Source organism: Mycolicibacterium chubuense (assembly GCF_001044255.1).
Taxonomy (GTDB): Bacteria; Actinomycetota; Actinomycetes; order Mycobacteriales; family Mycobacteriaceae; genus Mycobacterium; species Mycobacterium chubuense.
This window is the reverse complement of record NZ_JYNX01000026.1, coordinates 15,123-35,283: the sequence shown is the minus strand read 5'-3', so window position 1 is coordinate 35,283 and position 20,161 is coordinate 15,123. Positions and strand designations below refer to the sequence as shown.

At 70.4% G+C, this 20,161-nt stretch carries 18 protein-coding genes and 1 pseudogene; 12 read left to right on the top strand and 7 right to left on the bottom strand.

Going from position 1 to position 20,161, the window contains the following annotated elements; genetic code table 11:
- Positions 1-21: 21 nt before the first annotated feature.
- On the bottom strand, positions 22-750 hold the full coding sequence (locus MCHUDSM44219_RS07250) for an amino acid ABC transporter ATP-binding protein (protein WP_082162091.1): 729 nt from the start codon (positions 748-750) through the stop codon (positions 22-24).
- A gap of 129 nt (positions 751-879) precedes the next feature.
- Between MCHUDSM44219_RS07250 and miaB the strand changes: the two genes are divergently transcribed.
- Positions 880-2,454 (top strand): tRNA (N6-isopentenyl adenosine(37)-C2)-methylthiotransferase MiaB, encoded by a 1,575-nt coding sequence (gene miaB / locus MCHUDSM44219_RS07245; RefSeq protein WP_048417562.1) that lies wholly within the window; start codon positions 880-882, stop codon positions 2,452-2,454.
- Positions 2,451-3,041 carry an Rv2732c family membrane protein gene (locus MCHUDSM44219_RS07240; protein WP_048417597.1) on the top strand — a complete coding sequence of 197 codons (591 nt, stop codon included), beginning with the start codon at positions 2,451-2,453 and terminating at the stop codon, positions 3,039-3,041. The genes miaB and MCHUDSM44219_RS07240 overlap by 4 nt, the downstream gene beginning before the upstream one ends.
- Before the next feature lie 3 nt (positions 3,042-3,044).
- On the opposite strand, the gene MCHUDSM44219_RS07235 is transcribed toward MCHUDSM44219_RS07240, so the two are convergent.
- Positions 3,045-4,427: a DUF349 domain-containing protein gene (locus MCHUDSM44219_RS07235; RefSeq protein ID WP_048417561.1), complete on the bottom strand. Its 1,383-nt coding sequence runs from the start codon at positions 4,425-4,427 to the stop codon at positions 3,045-3,047.
- Positions 4,428-4,599: 172 nt separating this feature from the next.
- On the opposite strand from MCHUDSM44219_RS07235, the gene MCHUDSM44219_RS07230 reads away from it, so the two are divergent.
- The 5 genes from MCHUDSM44219_RS07230 to hflX are packed head-to-tail and all read left to right on the top strand — an operon-like array spanning position 4,600 to position 9,437.
- On the top strand, positions 4,600-5,475 hold the full coding sequence (locus MCHUDSM44219_RS07230) for a DMT family transporter (RefSeq protein WP_048417560.1): 876 nt from the start codon (positions 4,600-4,602) through the stop codon (positions 5,473-5,475).
- 23 nt (positions 5,476-5,498) lie between these two features.
- Positions 5,499-6,185 carry a class III extradiol ring-cleavage dioxygenase family protein gene (locus MCHUDSM44219_RS07225; RefSeq protein WP_048417559.1) on the top strand — a complete coding sequence of 229 codons (687 nt, stop codon included), beginning with the start codon at positions 5,499-5,501 and terminating at the stop codon, positions 6,183-6,185.
- Between the two features lie 5 nt (positions 6,186-6,190).
- A complete protein-coding gene (miaA, locus tag MCHUDSM44219_RS07220) occupies positions 6,191-7,102 on the top strand; it encodes a tRNA (adenosine(37)-N6)-dimethylallyltransferase MiaA (protein WP_048417596.1) in 912 nt (303 codons plus the stop codon).
- A gap of 4 nt (positions 7,103-7,106) precedes the next feature.
- Positions 7,107-7,979: a diaminopimelate epimerase gene (gene dapF / locus MCHUDSM44219_RS07215; RefSeq protein ID WP_048417558.1), complete on the top strand. Its 873-nt coding sequence runs from the start codon at positions 7,107-7,109 to the stop codon at positions 7,977-7,979.
- Between the two features lie 45 nt (positions 7,980-8,024).
- Positions 8,025-9,437, top strand: coding sequence for a GTPase HflX (hflX, locus tag MCHUDSM44219_RS07210; protein ID WP_109777624.1), 1,413 nt, complete (start codon positions 8,025-8,027; stop codon positions 9,435-9,437).
- Here the strand turns inward: hflX and MCHUDSM44219_RS07205 are convergent.
- On the bottom strand, positions 9,427-11,706 hold the full coding sequence (locus tag MCHUDSM44219_RS07205; RefSeq protein ID WP_236695387.1) for a molybdopterin-dependent oxidoreductase: 2,280 nt from the start codon (positions 11,704-11,706) through the stop codon (positions 9,427-9,429). The genes hflX and MCHUDSM44219_RS07205 overlap by 11 nt on opposite strands.
- Before the next feature lie 103 nt (positions 11,707-11,809).
- Here MCHUDSM44219_RS07205 and MCHUDSM44219_RS30785 point away from each other — a divergent pair.
- The 3 genes and pseudogenes from MCHUDSM44219_RS30785 to MCHUDSM44219_RS07195 form a co-directional block, all read left to right on the top strand.
- Positions 11,810-12,083: pseudogene (locus tag MCHUDSM44219_RS30785) on the top strand (acyl-CoA dehydrogenase family protein); the annotation flags it as partial.
- A 102-nt stretch (positions 12,084-12,185) separates the two neighbouring features.
- Positions 12,186-12,978, top strand: a 793-nt coding sequence (locus MCHUDSM44219_RS07200; protein ID WP_131722295.1) for an acyl-CoA dehydrogenase family protein, incomplete at its 5' end; no start/stop codon positions are given.
- A gap of 158 nt (positions 12,979-13,136) precedes the next feature.
- A complete protein-coding gene (locus MCHUDSM44219_RS07195; protein ID WP_048417555.1) occupies positions 13,137-15,188 on the top strand; it encodes an LGFP repeat-containing protein in 2,052 nt (683 codons plus the stop codon).
- Positions 15,189-15,208: 20 nt separating this feature from the next.
- On the opposite strand, the gene lexA is transcribed toward MCHUDSM44219_RS07195, so the two are convergent.
- A complete protein-coding gene (gene lexA / locus MCHUDSM44219_RS07190; RefSeq protein ID WP_048417554.1) occupies positions 15,209-15,910 on the bottom strand; it encodes a transcriptional repressor LexA in 702 nt (233 codons plus the stop codon).
- A 212-nt stretch (positions 15,911-16,122) separates the two neighbouring features.
- Between lexA and MCHUDSM44219_RS07185 the strand changes: the two genes are divergently transcribed.
- Together MCHUDSM44219_RS07185 and nrdR are read left to right on the top strand one after the other, a co-directional pair.
- Positions 16,123-16,590, top strand: coding sequence for a LysM peptidoglycan-binding domain-containing protein (locus tag MCHUDSM44219_RS07185; protein ID WP_048417553.1), 468 nt, complete (start codon positions 16,123-16,125; stop codon positions 16,588-16,590).
- 158 nt (positions 16,591-16,748) lie between these two features.
- Entirely contained in the window at positions 16,749-17,213 is a 465-nt protein-coding gene (nrdR, locus tag MCHUDSM44219_RS07180; RefSeq protein WP_043408064.1) for a transcriptional regulator NrdR, read from the top strand.
- Positions 17,214-17,218: 5 nt separating this feature from the next.
- On the opposite strand, the gene MCHUDSM44219_RS07175 is transcribed toward nrdR, so the two are convergent.
- The 3 genes from MCHUDSM44219_RS07175 to MCHUDSM44219_RS07165 form a co-directional block, all read right to left on the bottom strand.
- Positions 17,219-17,905 carry a PhzF family protein gene (locus tag MCHUDSM44219_RS07175; protein ID WP_048417552.1) on the bottom strand — a complete coding sequence of 229 codons (687 nt, stop codon included), beginning with the start codon at positions 17,903-17,905 and terminating at the stop codon, positions 17,219-17,221.
- A 26-nt stretch (positions 17,906-17,931) separates the two neighbouring features.
- Positions 17,932-18,954: an alpha/beta fold hydrolase gene (locus MCHUDSM44219_RS07170; protein ID WP_048417551.1), complete on the bottom strand. Its 1,023-nt coding sequence runs from the start codon at positions 18,952-18,954 to the stop codon at positions 17,932-17,934.
- A gap of 75 nt (positions 18,955-19,029) precedes the next feature.
- On the bottom strand, positions 19,030-20,019 hold the full coding sequence (locus MCHUDSM44219_RS07165; protein WP_048417550.1) for a proteasome assembly chaperone family protein: 990 nt from the start codon (positions 20,017-20,019) through the stop codon (positions 19,030-19,032).
- Between the last annotated feature and the right edge of the window lie 142 nt (positions 20,020-20,161).

Below are 20,161 nucleotides of genomic sequence, written 5' to 3'. Positions count from 1 at the left end.
ATGTGAGGGTCCTTTCGAGGGTCAGTGATGAAGGATCTTGCCGAGGAAGTCTTTGGCGCGGTCCGAGGTCGGGTGGTCGAAGAACTGCGCGGGTTCGGCGTCCTCGACGATGGCACCGTCGGCCATGAACACCACGCGGTTGGCGGCCCGGCGCGCGAAGCCCATCTCGTGGGTGACTACCAGCATCGTCATGCCCTCGGCGGCCAGGTCGGTCATCACCGAGAGGACCTCGTTGATCATCTCGGGGTCCAGCGCGCTGGTGGGCTCGTCGAACAGCATCACCTTCGGGCTCATCGCCAGGGAGCGGGCGATCGCCACGCGCTGCTGCTGACCACCCGACAACTGGGCAGGGTACTTGTCGGCCTGGTTGGCCACCCCCACCCGCTCGAGCAGTTTCATCGCCGCCGCGTGCGCCTCGCCCTTGTTCTTCTTGCGCACCTTCATCGGGGCCAGCATCACGTTCTCGACGATCGTCTTGTGCGCGAACAGATTGAACGACTGGAACACCATGCCGACGTCGCTGCGCAGTTGCGCGAGTTTGCGGCCCTCCGCGGGCAGCGTCTGCCCGTCGATCGCGATCGTTCCCGAATCGATGGTCTCGAGCCGATTGATGGTGCGGCACAACGTCGATTTGCCCGAGCCGGACGGCCCGATGACGACGATGACCTGTCCCTTGCCGACCTCGAGGTTGATGTCCTGTAGCACGTGCAGGGAGCCGAAGTGCTTGTTGACCGCCTTCATCGAGACCATCGGCACGTCAGGGGACTCCCTGGGGCTCTCCATGGGTGCTGACCTTACCCAGGGAACGCCCAGCATGCTCCGAACTCGGCAATCCGCCGGGTACTCGCCGGTGCGGGGGCCGTCGCGCCCCGCCGTAGGATGGTGGCCGTGACTTCGGTGGTGAGCAGGCCCGACGGCTCGGCGGTGACCGGGTCGGCTGCGCGCACCTTCCAGGTCCGCACGTACGGCTGTCAGATGAACGTGCACGACTCCGAGCGGCTCTCCGGCCTGCTCGAGGAGGCCGGTTACCGGCGGGCCGACGAGGGAACCGACGCCGACATCGTGGTGTTCAACACCTGCGCGGTGCGCGAGAACGCCGACAACAAGCTCTACGGCAACCTCAGCCATCTCGCGCCGCGCAAACAGGCCGACCCGTCCATGCAGATCGCCGTCGGCGGATGCCTGGCGCAGAAGGACCGCGACACCGTGTTGACCAAGGCGCCGTGGGTCGACGTCGTGTTCGGCACGCACAACATCGGCGCGCTGCCCGCCCTACTGGACCGGGCCCGGCACAACCGCGTCGCCCAGGTCGAGATCGCCGAAGCGCTGCAGGAATTCCCCTCCGCGCTGCCTGCGAGTCGCGAATCTGCTTATGCAGCTTGGGTTTCCGTATCGGTGGGTTGCAACAACACCTGCACGTTCTGCATCGTGCCGTCGCTGCGCGGCAAGGAGGTGGACCGCAGGCCCGGTGACGTGCTGGCCGAGGTGCAGTCCCTGGTCGACCAGGGCGTGCTCGAGATCACGCTGCTGGGTCAGAACGTCAACGCCTACGGGGTGTCCTTCGCTGCGGACGAGCGCTTGCGCGAGGACCCGACGATGTGGTCCGACCAGCCCCGTGACCGCGGCGCGTTCGCGAAGCTGCTGCGCGCGTGCGGTCGGATCGACGGACTCGAGCGGGTGCGCTTCACCTCGCCGCACCCGGCGGAGTTCACCGACGACGTCATCGACGCGATGGCTCAGACGGCCAACGTGTGCCCGACCCTGCACATGCCGCTGCAGTCGGGTTCGGACCGCATCCTGCGCGCGATGCGGCGCTCCTACCGGGCGGACAGGTACCTCGGCATCATCGACCGCGTGCGTGCCGCCATTCCGCATGCCGCGATCACCACCGATCTGATCGTCGGGTTCCCTGGGGAGACCGAGGAGGACTTCCAGGCCACCCTCGACGTCGTCGCGGCCGCGCGCTTCGCCAGCGCGTTCACCTTCCAGTACAGCAAGCGCCCCGGCACACCCGCCGCGGAACTGCCCGGTCAGATCTCGAAAGAAGTTGTGTCGCAACGCTATCAGCGTCTGATCGAGCTGCAGGAGAAGATCTCGCTGGAGGAGAACGCCGCGCAGGTCGGTCGGACGGTCGAGGTGCTGGTCGCCACCGGCGAGGGGCGCAAGGACGCCGCCACGGCCCGGATGTCCGGCCGCGCCCGCGACGGCAGGCTGGTGCACTTCGCCCCCGGCCCGAACGCGGACCGGATCCGGCCCGGCGACGTCGTCGTGACCACCGTGACCGGGGCGGCGCCGCACCACCTGATCGCCGACACCGGGCCGATCTCGCACCGCACCACCCGCGCCGGGGACGCGCACGCGGCCGGACAGCGGCCCCGCACCGGCGTCGGCCTCGGCATGCCGTCGATCGGCGTCCCCGCCCCGGTGCAGCCGACCGGCGGGTGTGCCCGATGAGCGAGGAACCCCGCCGCGACGACGACTTCGACCACCTCAGGGAGGACATCGAAGCCGCCGAACGCCGCATCGCCCGCGAGATCGATCCCGGCCCCCGTGCGCTGGCCATCGCGATCTTCGTGTTCGCGCTGCTGACCACGCTGGTACTGCCGCACGCCGGCGACGCCCGCGGGCTCGACGTGCTGGTCGGCTCCGACGCCGCGCACGCCAGCGGCATCGCGCTCCCGCACCGAGTGTTCGCCTGGCTGGCCCTGGTCTTCGGCGGCGGCTTCTCCATCCTGGCGCTGCTGACCCGGCGGTGGGCGCTGGCCTGGATCGCGCTGGCCGGATCGACCGTCGCATCGTTCCTGGGGTTGCTCGCGGTGTGGTCGCGCCAGACTGCCGCGTCGCAGTACCCCGGCCCCGGGATCGGGCTGCTCATCGCGTGGTTCGCAATGATCCTGCTGGCCTATCACTGGGCCAGGGTGGTCGCCGCCCGCAGCGCGCTGCAACTGGCCACCGAGGAGCACCGCCGGCGGCTGACCGCCGAGCGTGACCGCAAGGGACTGCTCGACCGCTTCGGCGACGACGAGCCGCCCGCGTCCTAGCCGCTAGCGCTTCCTGCCCAGCGCATCCGCGGCGGCCTCGGCCCACTGACGCCACTGTTCCGCATTGGCGCGTGCCTGCTCAGCGTCCTTCGTACGGCCCGCCGCCTCGGCCTTATCCGCTTGGCGTTCGAACTGTTCGGCGCGTTCCCGGAACTGGTCGGCGCGGGCCTGCGCCTCGGGGTCCACCCCGCCCGTCGGCGCGTCGCGGATCTTCTTCTCCACCGCGCGCATCCGCCGCTCCAGCTCGGCGGCGCGCTCCCGCGGCACCTTGCCGATCGCGTCCCACTTGTCGCCGATCGCGCGCAACGCCGCCCGCGACGCCTCACGGTCGGCGGGATCGAGCCGTTCCGCCTCGACGAGCAGGGCCTCTTTCGCGTCGGCGTTCGCGCGGAACTCGGCGTCCCGCTCGGCGGTGGCGGCGTTGCGGGCGGAGAAGAACCGGTCCTGGGCGCTCTTGAACCGCTGCCACAGCGCGTCGTCGACGTCCTTGGCGGCCCGGCCCGCGGCCTTCCACTCACCGAGCAGGTCGCGGAAGACGGCCGAGGTCGGCCCCCAGTCGGTGGAATCGCACAGCTCCTCGGCGCGCACGCACAGCGCCTCCTTGGCCTGCCGGGCGCCGGCGCGTTCGCGGTCGAGCTCGGCGAAATGCGAGCCGCGGCGCCGATTGAACGTCTCGCGCGCCGCCGAGTACCGCTTCCACAGTGCGTCGTCGGTCTTGCGGTCGACACCGCTGATCGTCTTCCACTCGTCGAGGATCGCCCGCAGCCGGTCGCCCGCGGCCTTCCACTGCGACGCGGTGGCAGCCAGTTCCTCCGCCTCCGCGGCCAGCGCCTCCTTGCGGGCCGTCTGCTGCGCCCGGAGCTCTTCGCGTTTGGCCTTCTCTTCCTGCGAGGCGCCCTCGGCCTGCTCGACGATCGCCGCCAACCGGGCCGCCAGCGCGTCCACGTCGCCCAGCACGTGCGCCTCGGGCAGGCTCTCGGCCAGCGCCGAGGCGGCCGACCGGATCTTGCGGGCGTCGCCCGATCCCGACGCCAACCGGCGTTCGAGCAGCACCACCTCGGTCTGCAGGTCATCGAAGCGGCGCCCGAAATGCACGTAGGCGGCCTCGGCGTCGCCGGCCTGCCACGAGCCGATCGTGCGTTCGCCCGCCGCGGTGATCAGCCACACCGTGCCGTCGGGGTCGACGCGACCGAACCGGTGCGGATCGCTGGACGGCACCGCTGCGACCACCGCCGCGGCCACCGGCGGCGCCGGGCGCGGGCCGGGACGCGCCGGCCCCGGTTTCGGGCGGGAGGAGGACGGACCGGGAGTCGGCGCCGGCGACGGCGTGGGATCCGGTTCCTGCTGCCCAGCCTCGGAGGATCCGCCGGGTTCGGTGATCGTCATGTCAGTTACCTCATGTCCTCCGCGCGGTCTCCGCGCACCGTGCCGCGCAGCGCGGCGCCTCACAAGCTCCGACCGCTATTCAAACAGGTTGCCCGGCGCTGCGCCCACGCCTTGGCGCCGGTGATCTCTAGGCTCGGTGCGAAAACCGTCCGGACGGGGGAGGAGGTGGCCGATGGCGAAGGCCGACATCGCCGCGGTGCTGGCGCTGGCTGCGGCGTTCTTCATCGCCGTCGGCGACGTCATCCATCAGCGGTCCGCGCACGAGGTGACCGATGAACCCGTCGGCCATCTCGAGCTGTTCGGCCGGTTGTTGCGCGACGGCCGGTGGTGGCTGGGCAGCGGCGTCGCCGCGATCGGGTTCGCGCTGCAGGCCGCGGCGCTGGGACTGGGGTCGGTGCTGCTGGTGCAGGCGCTGCTGGTGACATCGCTGCTGTTCGCGCTGCCGATCAGCGCTCGACTGGCGGGTCGGCGGGTGACCCGCTGGCAGTGGCTGTGGGCCGCGCTGCTGGCCGCGGCCGTCGCCGTCATCGTGACGGTCGGCGATCCGACCGCCGGCGCGTCGCGGGCATCGCTGCACACCTGGCTGTGGGTGGCCGCGGTGCTCGGCCCGGTGCTGGCGCTGTGTCTGCTCGGGGCCCAGATGGCCTCGCCGCCGGCCAGCGCGGTGCTGCGGGCCGTGGTCTCCGGCGGGCTGTGGGGGCTGTTCGCGGTGCTGACCAAGGCGGTGGTGGACCGGCTCGACGTGACGAGCTGGGCGGGCATCGTCACGCTGCTGAGCACCCCCGAGTTGTACGTCTGGGCGGCGGTGGCGATCGCGGGCACCGCGATGCAACAGGCGTCGTTCCGGTCGGGTGCGCTGACGGCCTCGCTGCCGACGATGACGGTCGTCGAACCGGTGGTCGCCAGCGCCTTGGGCGTGGCTGTGCTCGGGGAGACGCTGCGGCCCGGGGAGACGGGGGTGTTCGCGCTGGTCGCCGCCGTGGCCGTGATGGTGGTCGCCACCGCGGCACTGGCCCGCGGCGAAGCCGCCACCCGCGAACCGGCCTGAGTCGCTGCGACTAGGTTGGTGGCGTGCTGAGCGCCATCGCGATCGTCCCGTCGGCACCCGTGATGGTTCCCGAGCTGGCCGGCGCCGCGGCCGCCGAGACAGCCGATCTGCGGGCCGCCGCGATCGCGGTCGCCGGCGCGCTCCCGCCGCGCTGGGTGGCCGTCGGCGTCGCGGCGACCGACGGCGTCAATGGGCCGGGCGCCGTCGGCACCTTCGCCGGCTACGGCGTCGACGTCCCGGTCCGGCTGTCCGGGACCGCCGAGGGCGCGCCGACTGCCCTTCCGCTGTGTGCGCTGATCACCGGATGGCTGCGCGGACTCGCGCGCCCCGAGGCTGTCGCCGAGGTGCGTGCCTTCGGCGCAGGCACTCCGGCGCAGGCCGCGCTGACCGCCGGGCGGGCCCTGCGCGCCGAACTCGACGGCACCGACGAGGCCGTCGGGGTGCTCGTCGTCGCAGACGGCGCCAACACGCTGACCGCGGCGGCCCCGGGCGGTCAAGACCCGGATTCGGTGCCCGTACAGGCCGCGCTCGACGACGCGCTTGCCGCCGGACGCGTCGCCGACCTAGCCGGCCTGCCCGACGGGATCGTCGGCCGGGTCGCCTACCAGGTGCTCGCCGGGTTGGCCGAGCCGGCACCGCGCACGGCCGAGGAACGCCACCGCGGCGCGCCCTACGGCGTCGGCTACTTCGTCGGCCTCTGGACGCCGTGACAGCGGTGCGGCCGCTGGCCATCATCGGGCCGACCGGAACGGGCAAGTCGGAGCTCGCGCTGGCCGTCGCGGACCTGCTGGATCGGCCCGCCGAGGTGGTGAACGCCGATGCGATGCAGCTCTACCGCGGCATGGACATCGGCACCGCGAAACTCACCGTCGCCGAGCGGCGCGGAATCCCGCACCACCAACTCGACGTCCTCGACGTCACCGAGACCGCGACGGTCGCCCGCTACCAACAGGCCGCGACCGCCGATGTCGAGGCGATCGCTGCGCGCGGGGCGGTGCCCGTCATCGTCGGCGGGTCGATGCTCTACATCCAGTCGCTGCTCGACGCTTGGTCGTTTCCCGCCACCGATCCCGCGGTCCGGGCGCGCTGGGAAGCGCGGCTGGAAGAGGTCGGGGTCGCCGCACTGCACCGGGAACTCGCGGGGGTGGACCCGGCCGCGGCGGCGTCGATCCTGCCCACCGACGGGCGGCGGATCGTGCGGGCACTGGAGGTCGTCGAACTGACCGGCCGGCCGTTCGCGGCGTCCGCGCCGACCATCGGAGCGCCCCGCTGGAACACCGCGATCATCGGATTGGACTGGCCCACAGAGGTTCTCGACCAGCGGCTGGCCCGCCGGACGGACACCATGTTCGACGCGGGACTGGTCGACGAGGTCATCGCCCTGCAGGCGCGCGGCCTGCGCGACGGGGTCACCGCGGCGCGCGCGCTGGGCTACGCGCAGGTGCTGGCCGACCTGGACGCCGGCGGGGACGGCAGCGCGGCGCGCGAGCCCACCTTCCTGGGCACCCGCCGCTACGTACGTCGGCAGCGGTCCTGGTTCCGCCGCGACCACCGCATCACCTGGCTCGACGGTGCCGCGGCCGGAAACGCCGACACGGCCGTGCGGATCTGGCGCGACGTATCCTGACCTCGTGAGGTTCGTCAAAGGGCACGGGACCCAGAACGACTTCGTCGTGCTGCCCGACCTGGACGCCGGGCTGACCCTGGCGCCCGCCGCGGTGGCCGCGCTGTGCGACCGCAGGCGGGGCCTGGGCGCTGATGGGGTGCTGCGGGTCACCACTGCCGGCGCGGCCCGGGCCGCCGGCGTGTTCGATCGGCTGCCCGAGGGCCTGGCCGACGACGACTGGTACATGGACTACCGCAACGCCGACGGTTCCCTCGCGCAGATGTGCGGCAACGGGGTGCGGGTGTTCGCGCACTACCTGCGCGCCAGCGGGCTGGAGACCCGCACCGAGTTCGTGGTCGGCTCGCTGGCCGGGCCGCGGCCGGTGGTGCTGCACGCTGCCGACGCGGTGCGCGCCGACGTGACCGTCGAGATGGGCAAGGCCAACGTCACCGGATCCGGCGCGGCGACCGTCGGCGGGCACCCGTTCACCGGCCTGGCCGTCGACGTCGGCAACCCGCACCTGGCCTGCGTCGACCCGGCGCTGAGCACCGGGGCGCTGGCGGCCCTCGACGTCGCGGCGCCGGTCGCGTTCGACGCCGCGCAGTTCCCCGACGGGGTGAACGTCGAGGTCCTCACCGCCCCCGCCGACGGCGCGGTGTCGATGCGGGTGCACGAGCGCGGTGTGGGGGAGACCCGCTCCTGCGGCACCGGAACCGTCGCGGCGGCCGTCGCTGCGCTGGCCCACCAGGGTGCGGCCACCGGTGCGCTGACCGTGCGCATCCCCGGCGGCGAGGTCGTCGTGACGATCACCGACGCCACCAGCTACCTGCGCGGACCGTCGGTTCTGGTGGCCGCGGGCGAACTCTCCGAGGAATGGTGGACAGCGTGCGCACGTTAAACGAGGTGCATGAACAGTGATCTCCGTGCGAACCTTGGTTCGCCTATGACGTATCCCGAATTCCTCAACGACACCCCCAGCGCGGGCGAACTCGCGCTCGAAGACCGCACGGCGCTGCGCCGCGTTGCGGGGCTGTCCACCGAACTGGCCGACGTCTCCGAGGTCGAGTACCGCCAGCTGCGCCTCGAGCGCGTCGTGCTGGTGGGGGTCTGGACCGAGGGCTCCGCGGCCGACGCCGACGCGAGCCTGGCCGAACTGGCCGCGCTCGCCGAGACCGCCGGCTCCGAGGTGCTCGAGGGCGTGATCCAGCGCCGCGACAAGCCCGACCCGGCCACCTACATCGGCTCCGGCAAAGCCGCCGAACTGCGCGAGGTGGTGCTGGCCACCGGCGCCGACACCGTGATCTGCGACGGTGAGCTCAGTCCTGCCCAGCTCAACGCGCTGGAGAAGGTCGTCAAGGTCAAGGTGATCGACCGGACCGCGCTGATCCTCGACATCTTCGCCCAGCACGCCACCAGCCGCGAGGGCAAGGCGCAGGTGTCGCTGGCCCAGATGGAGTACATGCTGCCCCGGCTGCGCGGCTGGGGTGAGTCGATGTCCCGGCAGGCCGGTGGCCGCGCGGGCGGCGCCGGCGGCGGCGTGGGTACCCGCGGACCCGGCGAGACCAAGATCGAGACCGACCGGCGCCGGATCCGGGAACGGATGTCCAAGCTGCGCCGAGACATCAAGGACATGAAGAAGATCCGCGACACCCAGCGCAGCGGGCGCAGGCGCGCCGATGTGGCCTCGGTCGCGATCGTCGGCTACACCAATGCCGGCAAATCCAGCCTGCTCAACGCGCTCACCGGCGCGGGTGTGCTGGTCGAGAACGCGCTGTTCGCCACACTCGAACCCACCACGCGCCGCGGCGAATTCGACGACGGCCGGCCGTTCGTGCTGACCGACACCGTCGGGTTCGTGCGGCACCTGCCCACCCAGCTGGTGGAGGCGTTCCGGTCGACGCTGGAAGAGGTCGTCGACGCCGACCTGCTGGTGCACGTGGTCGACGGATCCGACGTGAACCCGCTGGCGCAGATCAACGCGGTCCGACAGGTGATCAACGACGTGGTCGCCGAGTACGGCATCACCCCGCCCACCGAACTGCTGGTGGTGAACAAGACCGACGCGGCGAGCGGGCTGACGCTGGCCACGCTGCGACGGGCGCTGCCCGGTGCGGTGTTCGTGTCCGCGCACACCGGCGACGGGCTGGAACGGCTGCGCAGCCGGATGGCCGAGCTCGTCGTGCCCACCGACACCTCCGTCGACGTGACGATTCCCTACGAGCGTGGTGATCTGGTCGCGCGGGTGCACTCCGAAGGCCGGGTGGACGCCACCGAACACACCGAGCGCGGCACCCGGATCACGGCGCGGGTGCCGGTCGCCCTGGCGGCCGGCCTGGCCGAGTTCGCTACCTACTGACGATCCGCGGCGGCTGGTGCGCACGCACCGGAGGCGGTGTCGCGGTGTACTTCTCGACCTCGACGAGGGCGTGAGCCCCGCTGCAGCCGCGCGCCAGTGACGACGTGCCGACGTCGTCGGTGAGCACGTTCGGGTTGCCGTGCACGCACAGCGCATCGAGGTCGGCCGGATCGTCCGGGTCGTACCAGGCCCCGGTCGACAGCTGTACGACCCGGGGTCGCACACCGGCGTCGACGATCACCCCGGCCAGGCAGGCGCCGCGGTCGTTGAACACCCGCACCACGTCGCCGGCGCTCAGGCCCCGCGCCCGCGCGTCGTCCGGATGTATCCGGATCGGTTCCCGCCCGGCCACTTTCGACTTCTGGCTGGCCGCTCCGCCGTCGAGCTGACTGTGCAGCCGGGCGGCCGGTTGATTCGCCACCAGGTGCAGCGGATACCGCTGTGCCCGCTCGCCGCCCAGCCAGTCGGTCGGTTCGAACCAGCGCGGGTGGCCCGCGCAGTCGGCGTAGCCGAACCCGTCGATGTCGTCATTGAAGATCTCGATCAGACCGCTGCGGGTGCCGAGCCGGTGGGTCTGCGGATCCTCCCGGAAGTCGGCGAGCAGGGTCAGGCCGTCCTCGACCGGCAGCCGCAGGGAGCCGGTCCGCCAGAACTCCTCGAACGTCGGGACATCGAAGTCCAGCGTCTGCGACCAGGTTTCATAGAGATGGCGCAGCCATTCCTGTGAGTTGCGACCTTCGGTGAAGGCCTCCTCGATGCCGAGCCGGCGCGCCAGCGCGGCGAACGTGTCGTAGTCGTCGCGGGATTGCGCGTAGGGCTCGGTCAGCCTCGGCATCGCCATCAGCAGCGGATCGTTGCGGGAGCCCGAGAAGTCGTCGCGTTCGGCGAAGGTGGTCGACGGCACCACGATGTCGGCGTGCCGGGCCATCGGGGTCCAGTACGGGTCGTGCACCACGACGGTGTCCGGCCGCCCCAGCGCCCGCCGCAACCGCGGGATGTTCTGGTGGTGGTGGAACGGATTGCCGCCCGCCCAGTAGACCAGCCTGATGTCCGGATAGGTGAGCCGTAACCCGTTGTAGTCGAACGCTTCTCCCGGATGCAGCAGCATGTCGCTGACCGCCGCCACCGGAATGAACGACCTGACCGGGTTGAGACCCTGGGGCAGGCGGGGCAGCGAGCAGCGCAGCGGCGGCAGGCCCGGCTCGTTCATCGAGCCGTAGCCGTGGCCGAAGCCGCCGCCGGGGAGCCCGATCTGGCCGAGCATCGCGGCGAGTGTCAGCCCCATCCACGGCGCCTGCTCACCGAACCTGGTGCGCTGCAACGACCAGCTGACCGTCACGATCGTCCGGTTCGCGGCCATCCGGCGGGCCAGCGCGGTCAGCTCGTCGGCGTCCAGACCGCTGCGCTCGGCCGCCCACTGCGGGGACTTCGGCACCCCGTCGTTGGTGCCCAGCAGGTAGCGCTCGAAACGGTCGTATCCGGTGCAGTACCGCGCGAGGAAGTCCCGATCGGCCAGTGACTCGGTGGCCAGCACGTGCGCCAGGCCGAGCATGACCGCCACGTCGGTGCCGGGCACGGGGGCGTGCCAGTCGCAGGGGCCGTCGACGTCGTCACGCAACGGCGACAACGACACGATCTGCCCGCCGCGGGCGCGGAAGCGGTCCAGCGCATCGCGCGCCGGGTGCGCGGTGGTGCCGCCGTGATTGACGCCGGTGTTCTTCAGCGCCAGGCCGCCGAAGCACACCAGCAGGTCGGTGTGCTCGACGATGACGTCCCACTGGGTGGACCGCTTGAACAGGTCGTCGTGGGTTCCGACGACCCGCGGCATGATCACGCCGGTCGCGCCCAGGCTGTAGGAGTGCCGCGAGAACGTATATCCACCAAAGCAATTCAGGAATCGGTGCACCTGGCTCTGGGCGTGGTGGAAGCGGCCCGCACTCGACCAGCCGTACGACCCGCCGTAGATCGCCTCGTTGCCGTGGCGGTCGACGACCCGGCGCAGTTCACCGGCCAGCAGTTCGGTGAGCCGCTCCCAGCTGACGGCGACGAAGTCGTCGGCGCCGCGGCGCGCGCTGGGTCCCGGCCCGTCGTCGAGCCAGCCGCGGCGCACCGCGGGTCCGGTGATCCGCGAGACGTGGCGGACCGAACCGGGCAGATTGCCCAGAGCGGGCGACGGATCGGCGTCCCCGGCGAACGGGGCGACCGAGGCGATGTCGCCGGACTCGACGGTGGCGGTGAAGGCACCCCAGTGGGTGAGGCTGGTGCCCATGGCGGTGAGTCTAGGGCGTTCTGACGCGTGAGCCCGACCAACCATCCGGTTGGATGGGGTACTTTGGCGGCAACACCTGCCGACCACCGACGCGAGGATCTCCATGGGCTCTTCTGCCGCTGCTGCCAAGTCCGTCATCGCCTACGAGCGCACGCTGTTCGAACCCGAGCACGAGATGTTCCGCGAATCGTTCCGCGAATTCCTCGCCCGCCACGTCGCGCCGTTCCACGACCAGTGGGAGACCGACAAACTCGTCGATCGGCAGGTGTGGCTGGAGGCCGGCAAGCAGGGCTTCCTCGGCATGGCCGTGCCCGAGGAGTACGGCGGCGGCGGGGTCGACGACTTTCGCTACAACACCGTCATCACCGAGGAGATCACCGGGGCCGTAGCCGGGCAGCCCGCACATCCACAGCTGGTTGAGGTCGTCGCCTTCCAGAAGCTGAACCCGCAGAAGCAGCCGAACTCGTACCTGGCGCTGNCGGCGAGTACATCAGCGCCATCGCGATGACCGAGCCGGGCACGGGCAGCGACCTGCAGGGCATCAAGACTCGCGCCGTCCGCGACGGCGACCACTACGTGCTCAACGGGTCGAAGACGTTCATCACCAACGGGATCCTCTCCGACCTGGTGATCGTCGTGGCGCAGACCGATCCGGACAAGGGTGCTCTGGGCTTCTCGCTGCTCGTGGTCGAGCGTGGCATGGAGGGCTTCGAGCGCGGCCGCAAGCTCGACAAGGTCGGCCTCGACGCGCAGGACACCGCCGAGCTGTCGTTCACCGATGTCAAGGTGCCGGTCGAGAACCTCCTCGGCGAGGAGGGGCAGGGCTTCATCTACCTCATGCAGAGCCTGCCGCAGGAACGCATCAGCATCGCGATCATGGCAGCGGCGGCGATGGAGGCCGTGCTGGACGGGACCCTGCAGTACACCAAGGAGCGCAAAGCCTTCGGCAGGCCGATCGGCAGCCAGCAGAACAGCCGCTTCCTGCTCGCCGAGCTCTCCACCGAGGCGACCGTGGTGCGGATGATGGTCGACGAGTTCATCCGGCTGCACCTGGACGAGAAGCTGACCGTGGAGCAGGCGGCGATGGCCAAGTGGTACTCCACCGAGAAGCAGGTGCACCTGATCGACCGCTGCCTGCAGCTGCACGGCGGCTACGGCTACATGCGGGAGTACGACGTGGCCCGGGCCTACCTCGACGCCCGGGTCCAGACGATCTACGGCGGCACCACCGAGATCATGAAGGAGATCATCGGGCGCAGTCTCGGTGTCTAGTTTGCGGGGCCGCGGCGGTGATTCGGGCGGCGGTGCATATTCTTGCGTTGCTCGGCGAGGTGCCTTGGTAATCGTCGTCCGCTGACGCAGAGTGAACGCACGCGGTAATTTTCGCTGAACCTTTTCAGCGACCGAGTCGCCGACCGCGGGGAGGATGCATGATCCGGCAGCCGATGCTGCGCCGACGTTCAGCCGGTCGATGGGCCATCGGACTGTTGGGGGTCGCCACCGCGCTCCTGCTCTCTCCGGTCGCCGCGGCGCAGCCCGACGTCGATGCCAACAACGCCATCACCTCGGCCTGGCAGGCCAGCGGCGGCGACGCCGGCCCACTGGGGCCCAAGTCCGGCGACGTCTATCCCGTCGGAGCGGGTTTCGCGCAGAACTTCGCGTCCGGCAAGGTGTTCTTCACCCCTGCGACCGGCGCCCACGCGATGCAGGGCGCCATCCTGGAGAAGTACGAGTCACTCGGTGGACCCGCCGACAGCGACCTGGGGTTCCCGACCATCGACGAGGGCGACGGCCGCGCGCCGGGCAGCCGCAACAGCACGTTCAGCGCGCCGGACAACCCGGTGATCTTCTGGACCCCCGACACCGGCGCCCACGTGGTCCGCGGTCCCCTCAACGCGGCGTGGGACAAGCTCGGCGGTTCTTCCGGAGTGCTCGGCGTACCCAGCGAGGACGAGACCTACGACGGCTCGGTGGTGAGTCAGAAGTTCACCGGCGGCCAGGTGTCCTATGACTCGCGGACCAAGAAATTCACCACCGACCCACCCGAACTGGCCGACCAGTTGGGCGATCTGTCGATCCCCGAGGATCCGGTCGTCGCGATCAACGCCGCGCGCCGCGCCGCGGGCGGTCCGCTCGGCCCGCTCGGCGCGAGCGACGGGGAGCCCTACAAGATCGGCTCCGACGGGATGGGCCAGGACTTCGTCAACGGCAAGATCTTCTACAGCCCGGACACCGGCGCCAATGTGGTCACCGGCCAGGTACTGGCCAAATACGAGAGCGTCGGTGGTCCCGAAGGCGACCTCGGGTTCCCGATCACCGGTGAGGTGGACGGCGGTGTCGCGCCGGCGAGCCGGATGAGCAGCTTCGCCGCCGCGGACAAGCCCGTGATCTTCTGGACCCCCGACTACGGCGCGGTGATCGTGCGCGGCGCGATGAACGCGGCCTGGCAGAAACTCGGTGGAGCCACCGGCGCGCTCGGCGCACCCGTGTCCGATCAGAGCCAGAGCGGCGACGACATCACCCAGAAGTTCAGCGGCGGGGCGCTCACCTACAACACCGCGACCAAGAAATTCACCACCGAACCGGGCAACCTCGCGTCGCAGCTCGCCGGGCTGGAGGTGCCCGGTCAGCAGGCGCCGCAGGCCACGCCGTCGTCGCAGGCCGCCGACAGCGCCAAGGGCTCGGGCTTCCGCTGGACGTGGTGGTGGCTGCTGGCGATCGTGCCCGTGCTCCTCGTTCTCGGTGTGGTCGGACTCGCGGTGGCGCGCAACCGGCGCCGCGGCGGTGACGACGACGATCTGTTCGGGCCGCCGGCGGTCGACGTCGACGCCGACGACCGGGCCTACGGCACCGGCTCGGCGGGGGGCGACGACGGCCGCGAGGACACCCTGTTCGGCGACCGGTACGCCCGCGAAGGTCTCGGCTCGCTGGGATCAACGGTTCCTCCGACGCCCTCGAGTCCGCCGGAGGGTTACGAACCGGTCCGGGCGGGTTTCTGGGGAGCGCAGGAGCCATCGGCGGACGCGGGGGAGGTTCCGTCCTACGCCGAGCAGGAGGACCCCGACGCCGTGGACACGGCACCGACGCGCGTTCCGACGCCGACCGAGGTGGCCTCCGAGGACAGCGCTGCGCCTGTCGATGCCGACCGCGAGCCGCTGGTGGCAGATGAGCCGGAACCGGAGCCTTCTCCCGAACCCGAGCCTGAGCCGGTACCGCTGCCACCGCTGCCGGCTTTCGATGCCGTCACCGACACCGGCCGCCACGCCCGCGTCGACATCGACGAACCGGCCCCGATGGGCACCGCGCTGCACCTTCCCCTCGACGATCCCGACGAGGTTCCGGACGGCTATCCCATCAAAGCCGACACCAGGTCAGGCCTGTACTGGACTCCGGGGAGCGCCGACTACGAGGAGGCGCCGGCCCAGATCTGGTTCGCCACCGAGGAGATCGCGCGCACGAACGGCTTCGTCCGCGGCGGCTGACCGATACGCGCCGGGGGCCGTCAGATCTTGCGGATGACGGTCACGACCTTGCCGAGCACGGCGGCGTCGTTGCCCGGGATCGGATCGAACGCGGGGTTGTGCGGCATCAGCCAGACCTGCCCGCGGGTCCGCTTGAACGTCTTCACCGTGGCCTCACCATCGATCATCGCGGCCACGATGTCACCGTTGTCGGCGACGTTCTGCTGGCGGACGACCACCCAGTCGCCGTCGCAGATGGCCGCGTCGATCATCGATTCGCCGACCACTTTGAGCAGGAACAGCGAGCCCTCGCCGACGAGTTCACGCGGCAGGGGGAAGACGTCCTCGACGGCCTCTTCGGCCAGGATCGGGCCGCCGGCGGCGATGCGGCCCAGTACGGGCACGAATGTGGGCTCAGGCAACGCGTCGGAGCCGGCGACGTCGGTGGACACGGTCGGAGCGGCGACGTCGTCGATGCCGCGCACGTCGACCGCGCGAGGACGGTTCGGATCGCGGCGTAGGTAGCCTTTGCGCTCCAGTGTGCGCAACTGGTGCGCGACCGAGGACGTGGACGTGAGGCCGACGGCGTCGCCGATCTCCCGGATGCTCGGCGGGTAGCCCCGGGTGGTGACCGAGCTGCGGATCACCTCGAGGATGGTGCGCTGACGTTCGGTCAGTCCCGTTCCGCGGTCGCGGCGGGCGGCGGAGTCCTGGCCTGCTGTGCTGTCGCTGTCATCGCTCATGGCCCCGAATGTAACGCGGCACGCCGTCGGAATCAAACATGTGTTCGAGGCGTGTCGGAATCCGCCCGGTCGAACATGCGGTCGAGCTGACTTGTCGGTGGCCTGCGTTAGCGTTCGCAACAGTTCGATCACATGTTCTATTCATCGAACACATGATCGACTACTGTTCGAACACAGGAGCGAATATGGCTCACCGACCGAGAGGCAGACAGATGACCGTTCTCCACACTTCCGACGTCTGGGACGTGCCGGCCCGCAGTGCGCGTCCGGTGCGGGTCGGCCAGCCACACCGCACGCCGGCGGCTCGCCGGCCCCGCTCGCAGCGCCCGGCGGGAGCGCCGATGGCCTACCGCGGCAGCGGTGTCCTCGTGTCCCGGGCCTCGCACCGCCGCCGTCCGATCACGCCCGCCACCACCGTGCTGCTCGCGCTGGTCGCCGCCGCCATCACCGTGTGGCTGGGCCTGGTCGCCCAGGCCGGCGGTCTGCTGGGCGGCCAGACCGAGGTGCCCGGCAGGCTCGCGGTGGTTCAGGTGCAAACCGGCGAGTCCCTGCAGCAGGTCGCCCAGCGGGTGGCGCCCGACGCGCCGGTCGCCGACGTCGTCGACAAGATCCGCGAGCTGAACAAGCTCCAGACGGTCGCGCTGGACGCTGGTCAGACCCTCATCGCTCCGGTCGCCTGACCCGCGCGATCGCCATGCACGACCATTCCTGTGCCCGCTCCGGGCGGACTGTCCCCGCGGGGAACGCGCCGTCGGCTCCGCTGCTGCGCTGTGTCCGCCCAGCGCAGGTACGCTCGAAGACGTTCGAAGCGGTCTGCCGGTGCGGTGAAGGAGCGGTGATGCACTGTCCGTTCTGCCGTCACCCCGATTCGCGGGTGGTCGATTCCCGCGAGACCGACGAAGGTCAGGCGATCCGGCGGCGCAGATCCTGCCCCGAGTGCGGACGTCGCTTCACGACAGTGGAGAGCGCGGTGCTGGCCGTGGTCAAGCGCAGCGGCGTCACCGAACCCTTCAGCCGCGAGAAGGTCATCAAGGGTGTGCGCCGGGCCTGCCAGGGCCGCCAGGTCGACGACGACGCACTCAACCTGCTGGCGCAGAAGGTCGAAGATGCGGTGCGTGCCACCGGATCTCCCGAAGTGCCCAGCCATGAGGTCGGTCTCGCCATTCTCGGACCGTTGAGCGAGCTGGACGAGGTGGCCTACCTGAGGTTCGCATCGGTGTACCGGTCGTTCTCGTCAGCCGAGGACTTCGAGCGGGAGATCCAGGCCCTGCGCGCACACCGCGAGGTGCCGGCGGGGAGCTGACGCACTCACTCGAGGACGCGGTGCCCATCCTCGACCACGCGTCCTGCCACCTGCACCCACCCTTCTGGGCTCCAGACGGTCCGGATCATCGATCCCTGGCCCTGGATGATCGTGAGGTCGCGACTGAGATGTTCGGTGATCCGCACCGCGCCTGCACCGGTCGCTTCGTCCTCGCGAATGCCGAGGTGCGGGGCGAACATCCGCGCCCTGATCGTCCCTGCCTCGCGGTCCAGCCACGTCCACAGATAGTGCTCGACGGCGTCGCCGTAGTCGTCCGGATCGGCGGCGGCGAGCGCCTCGGCAGTGGGTATCTCGTAGAACGAGAAGTCCGGCGCCCACTCCGCGCGTGCGCTCACCGAGGTCATGTCGCCGGAGTGGCTCACCTGCACGATGCCCGCCGGAACCTGCAGGGTCCTGACCGGTGTGCCGCGTTCCTTCAGCCACCATGCCGCGCCGACCGTGGGGTGGCCGGCAAAGGGCAGCTCCACCGTCGGTGTGTGGATGTGGGCATGCGCCGTACGGGTGCCCGGATCGGGCAGTGTCACGAAAATCGTTTCGCTGTAACCCAATTCGGTCGCAATCCGCTGCCGGTCAGAAGGCGCCACGGTGGCCGAGTCGACGACGCCGAGCGGATTGCCGAAGCCGCCGTTCTCATCGGTGAACACCCGCAGCACTGTCACATCGATGGCCATGAGGCCGATGCTACGTGCCGGCCGGGTCAGGTGGCGCTGCGCTCGTCGGCCCCCATCGCATCGAGCACGGCCACCCGGGTGTCCACCGACCCCGACAGCGTGCTCTCGCTGATGCCGGTGCGCAGCAGGGTGCGCAGGTAGTCCTGGTCGTACACAGCGGGTTCGGTCCCGTCGATGAATTTCTCGACCACCTCGACGAACCGGTCGGGGTCGTCGTGGAACGGGAAATGACCGGAGCCCGGGAAGATCTCGAGCCGCGATCCCGGCATCGCGGCGTGCGCCATCTCGGCATGGCTGACGGGGATGACCGAATCCCCGCTGCCCCAGATCAGTTGCACCGGGACCGATTGCGTCAGATAGCACCGGTCGAGCATCGTCACCACCTGGCCGCGCCAGTCCACCACGGCGCGCAGCGTCCGCGCGAACGCCGACGAGGCCGTCGGTTCCGGCAGATCGGCGAGGATCCGCAGCATGTCCGGGATGTCGCGGCCGGCGCCGGTGGAGCCGAACAGTGCCCCGCCGAGGCGTCCGAGCACCTGCAGCGCCGGCAACACCAGCGGCAGGCGCAGCAGGGCGAGCGCTTCGCTGCCCATCGGCAGTGAGGCGAAGCGCAACGCGATGTTGACGTCCTTGGTGACCCCGCCGGCGCCGACGAGGATCAGTCGCTGCACCAGCTGGGGGAATTGGTAGGCGAACTGCATCGCCACGCCGCCACCGAGGGAGTGCCCGACCACGGTGACGCTGTCGATGTCGAGCACGCTGAGCAGATCGCGCATGCCGTTGGCATACGCGGCCACCGAGTAGTCGGCGCGGGGCTTGTCGGACTTGCCGTGGCCCAGCAGGTCGGGGGCGATGACGGTGAACCGCTGCGCAAGCGTGGTCTGCACTGTGCTCCACGTCGTCGAGTTGTCCCCGATGCCGTGGATGAGCAGGATCGCCGGACCCGACCCCGCGATGCGGTACGCCCTGCGGTAGCCGTGGATGGTGCGGTAGTGCAGCGTGGGTGTGAGTTCCCGGACGGAGCGCAGGTTCGGCTTGCGTTCGGTCATCGCGGACAGTCTCTCGTCAAGGTCATGTCGCCCACTTCGTCGTCGGGACGGAAAGCTGGGGACCGGCGGGGACGGCTAGGTGTTGTCCCTGGGGTCCTCTTTGTCCTTGTCCTTGGTGTACTCACCGGCCTGTTGGGCGAGGAACCGTTCGAACTCGGCACCCAATTCCTCACCGCTGGGCAGATCCTCGTCCCGCGCCAGAAGGGACCGGTTCTCCTGTGCGGCAACGAAGGCATCGTATTGCCTCTCCAGGGCCTCCACCACCTGAGCGACCTCGGCACTGGCCGCCACCTGCTCGTTGATCTTCTCGGCCACCTCCGCGGCGGCGCGACTCAGCTCCGCGGTCGGGATCTGCAGGGAACCGCTGCGGGCCACCTCGGAGAGCAACGTCTCCGCGGCCGCGGGGTAGTCGGTCTGGGCCAGGTAGTGCGGCACGTGCACGGTGAACCCCACCACCTCGTAGCCGTGCTGGGCCATCCGGAACTCCAGCAGGTTCGACACGCTGCCAGGCACCGCCACCTCGCCGACCCACGGCTGGTGCTCGGCGATCAGTTCCTTGTCGTTGGAATGCGCCGTCAGCGTCATCGGCCGGGTGTGCGGTACCGCCATCGGGATCGCGCCCAGCCCGATGACCCGGCGCACCGCCAGCCGCTCGGACAGCAACCGGACCGCGGTGATGAACCGCTCCCAGCGCAGATCCGGCTCCAGGCCGGCGAGCAGCAGAAACGGCGTACCGACGGTGTCGCGCAACGCGTAGAGGTTGAGCTCGGGCTCGTCGTAGCTGGTGAAGTGGTCGGTCTTGAACGTCATCAGCGGCCGCCGGGACCGGTAGTCCAGCAGCTCGTCGATCGCGAACGACGCCACCAACTCGGTGTCCAGCGTGTTCTTCAGGTGCTCGGCGGCCAGTTTGATGGCCCTGCCCGCGTCGGAGAAGCCCTCCAGCGCATGGATCAGCACCGGGCCGCGACCATCGGGGGACGAGAGCGAGGGCGCGGGGAATTCGAGCTCGTACATGCCGGTCTGCTCGGGTTGGTAGCGCTGACCCGGTTCCTCGTCGTCAGCCATCTCGATGGCCTCCTCACTGTCTGTCGGGTGAATGTCCAGTGTCCCTCACCGATGGATCGCCGCCACAGCGGTATCGCGGGCGTCACCCTCTTGTTCGAACACCCACACACCGGCGTGACATTCCGTGCCCACGTACCGCGCC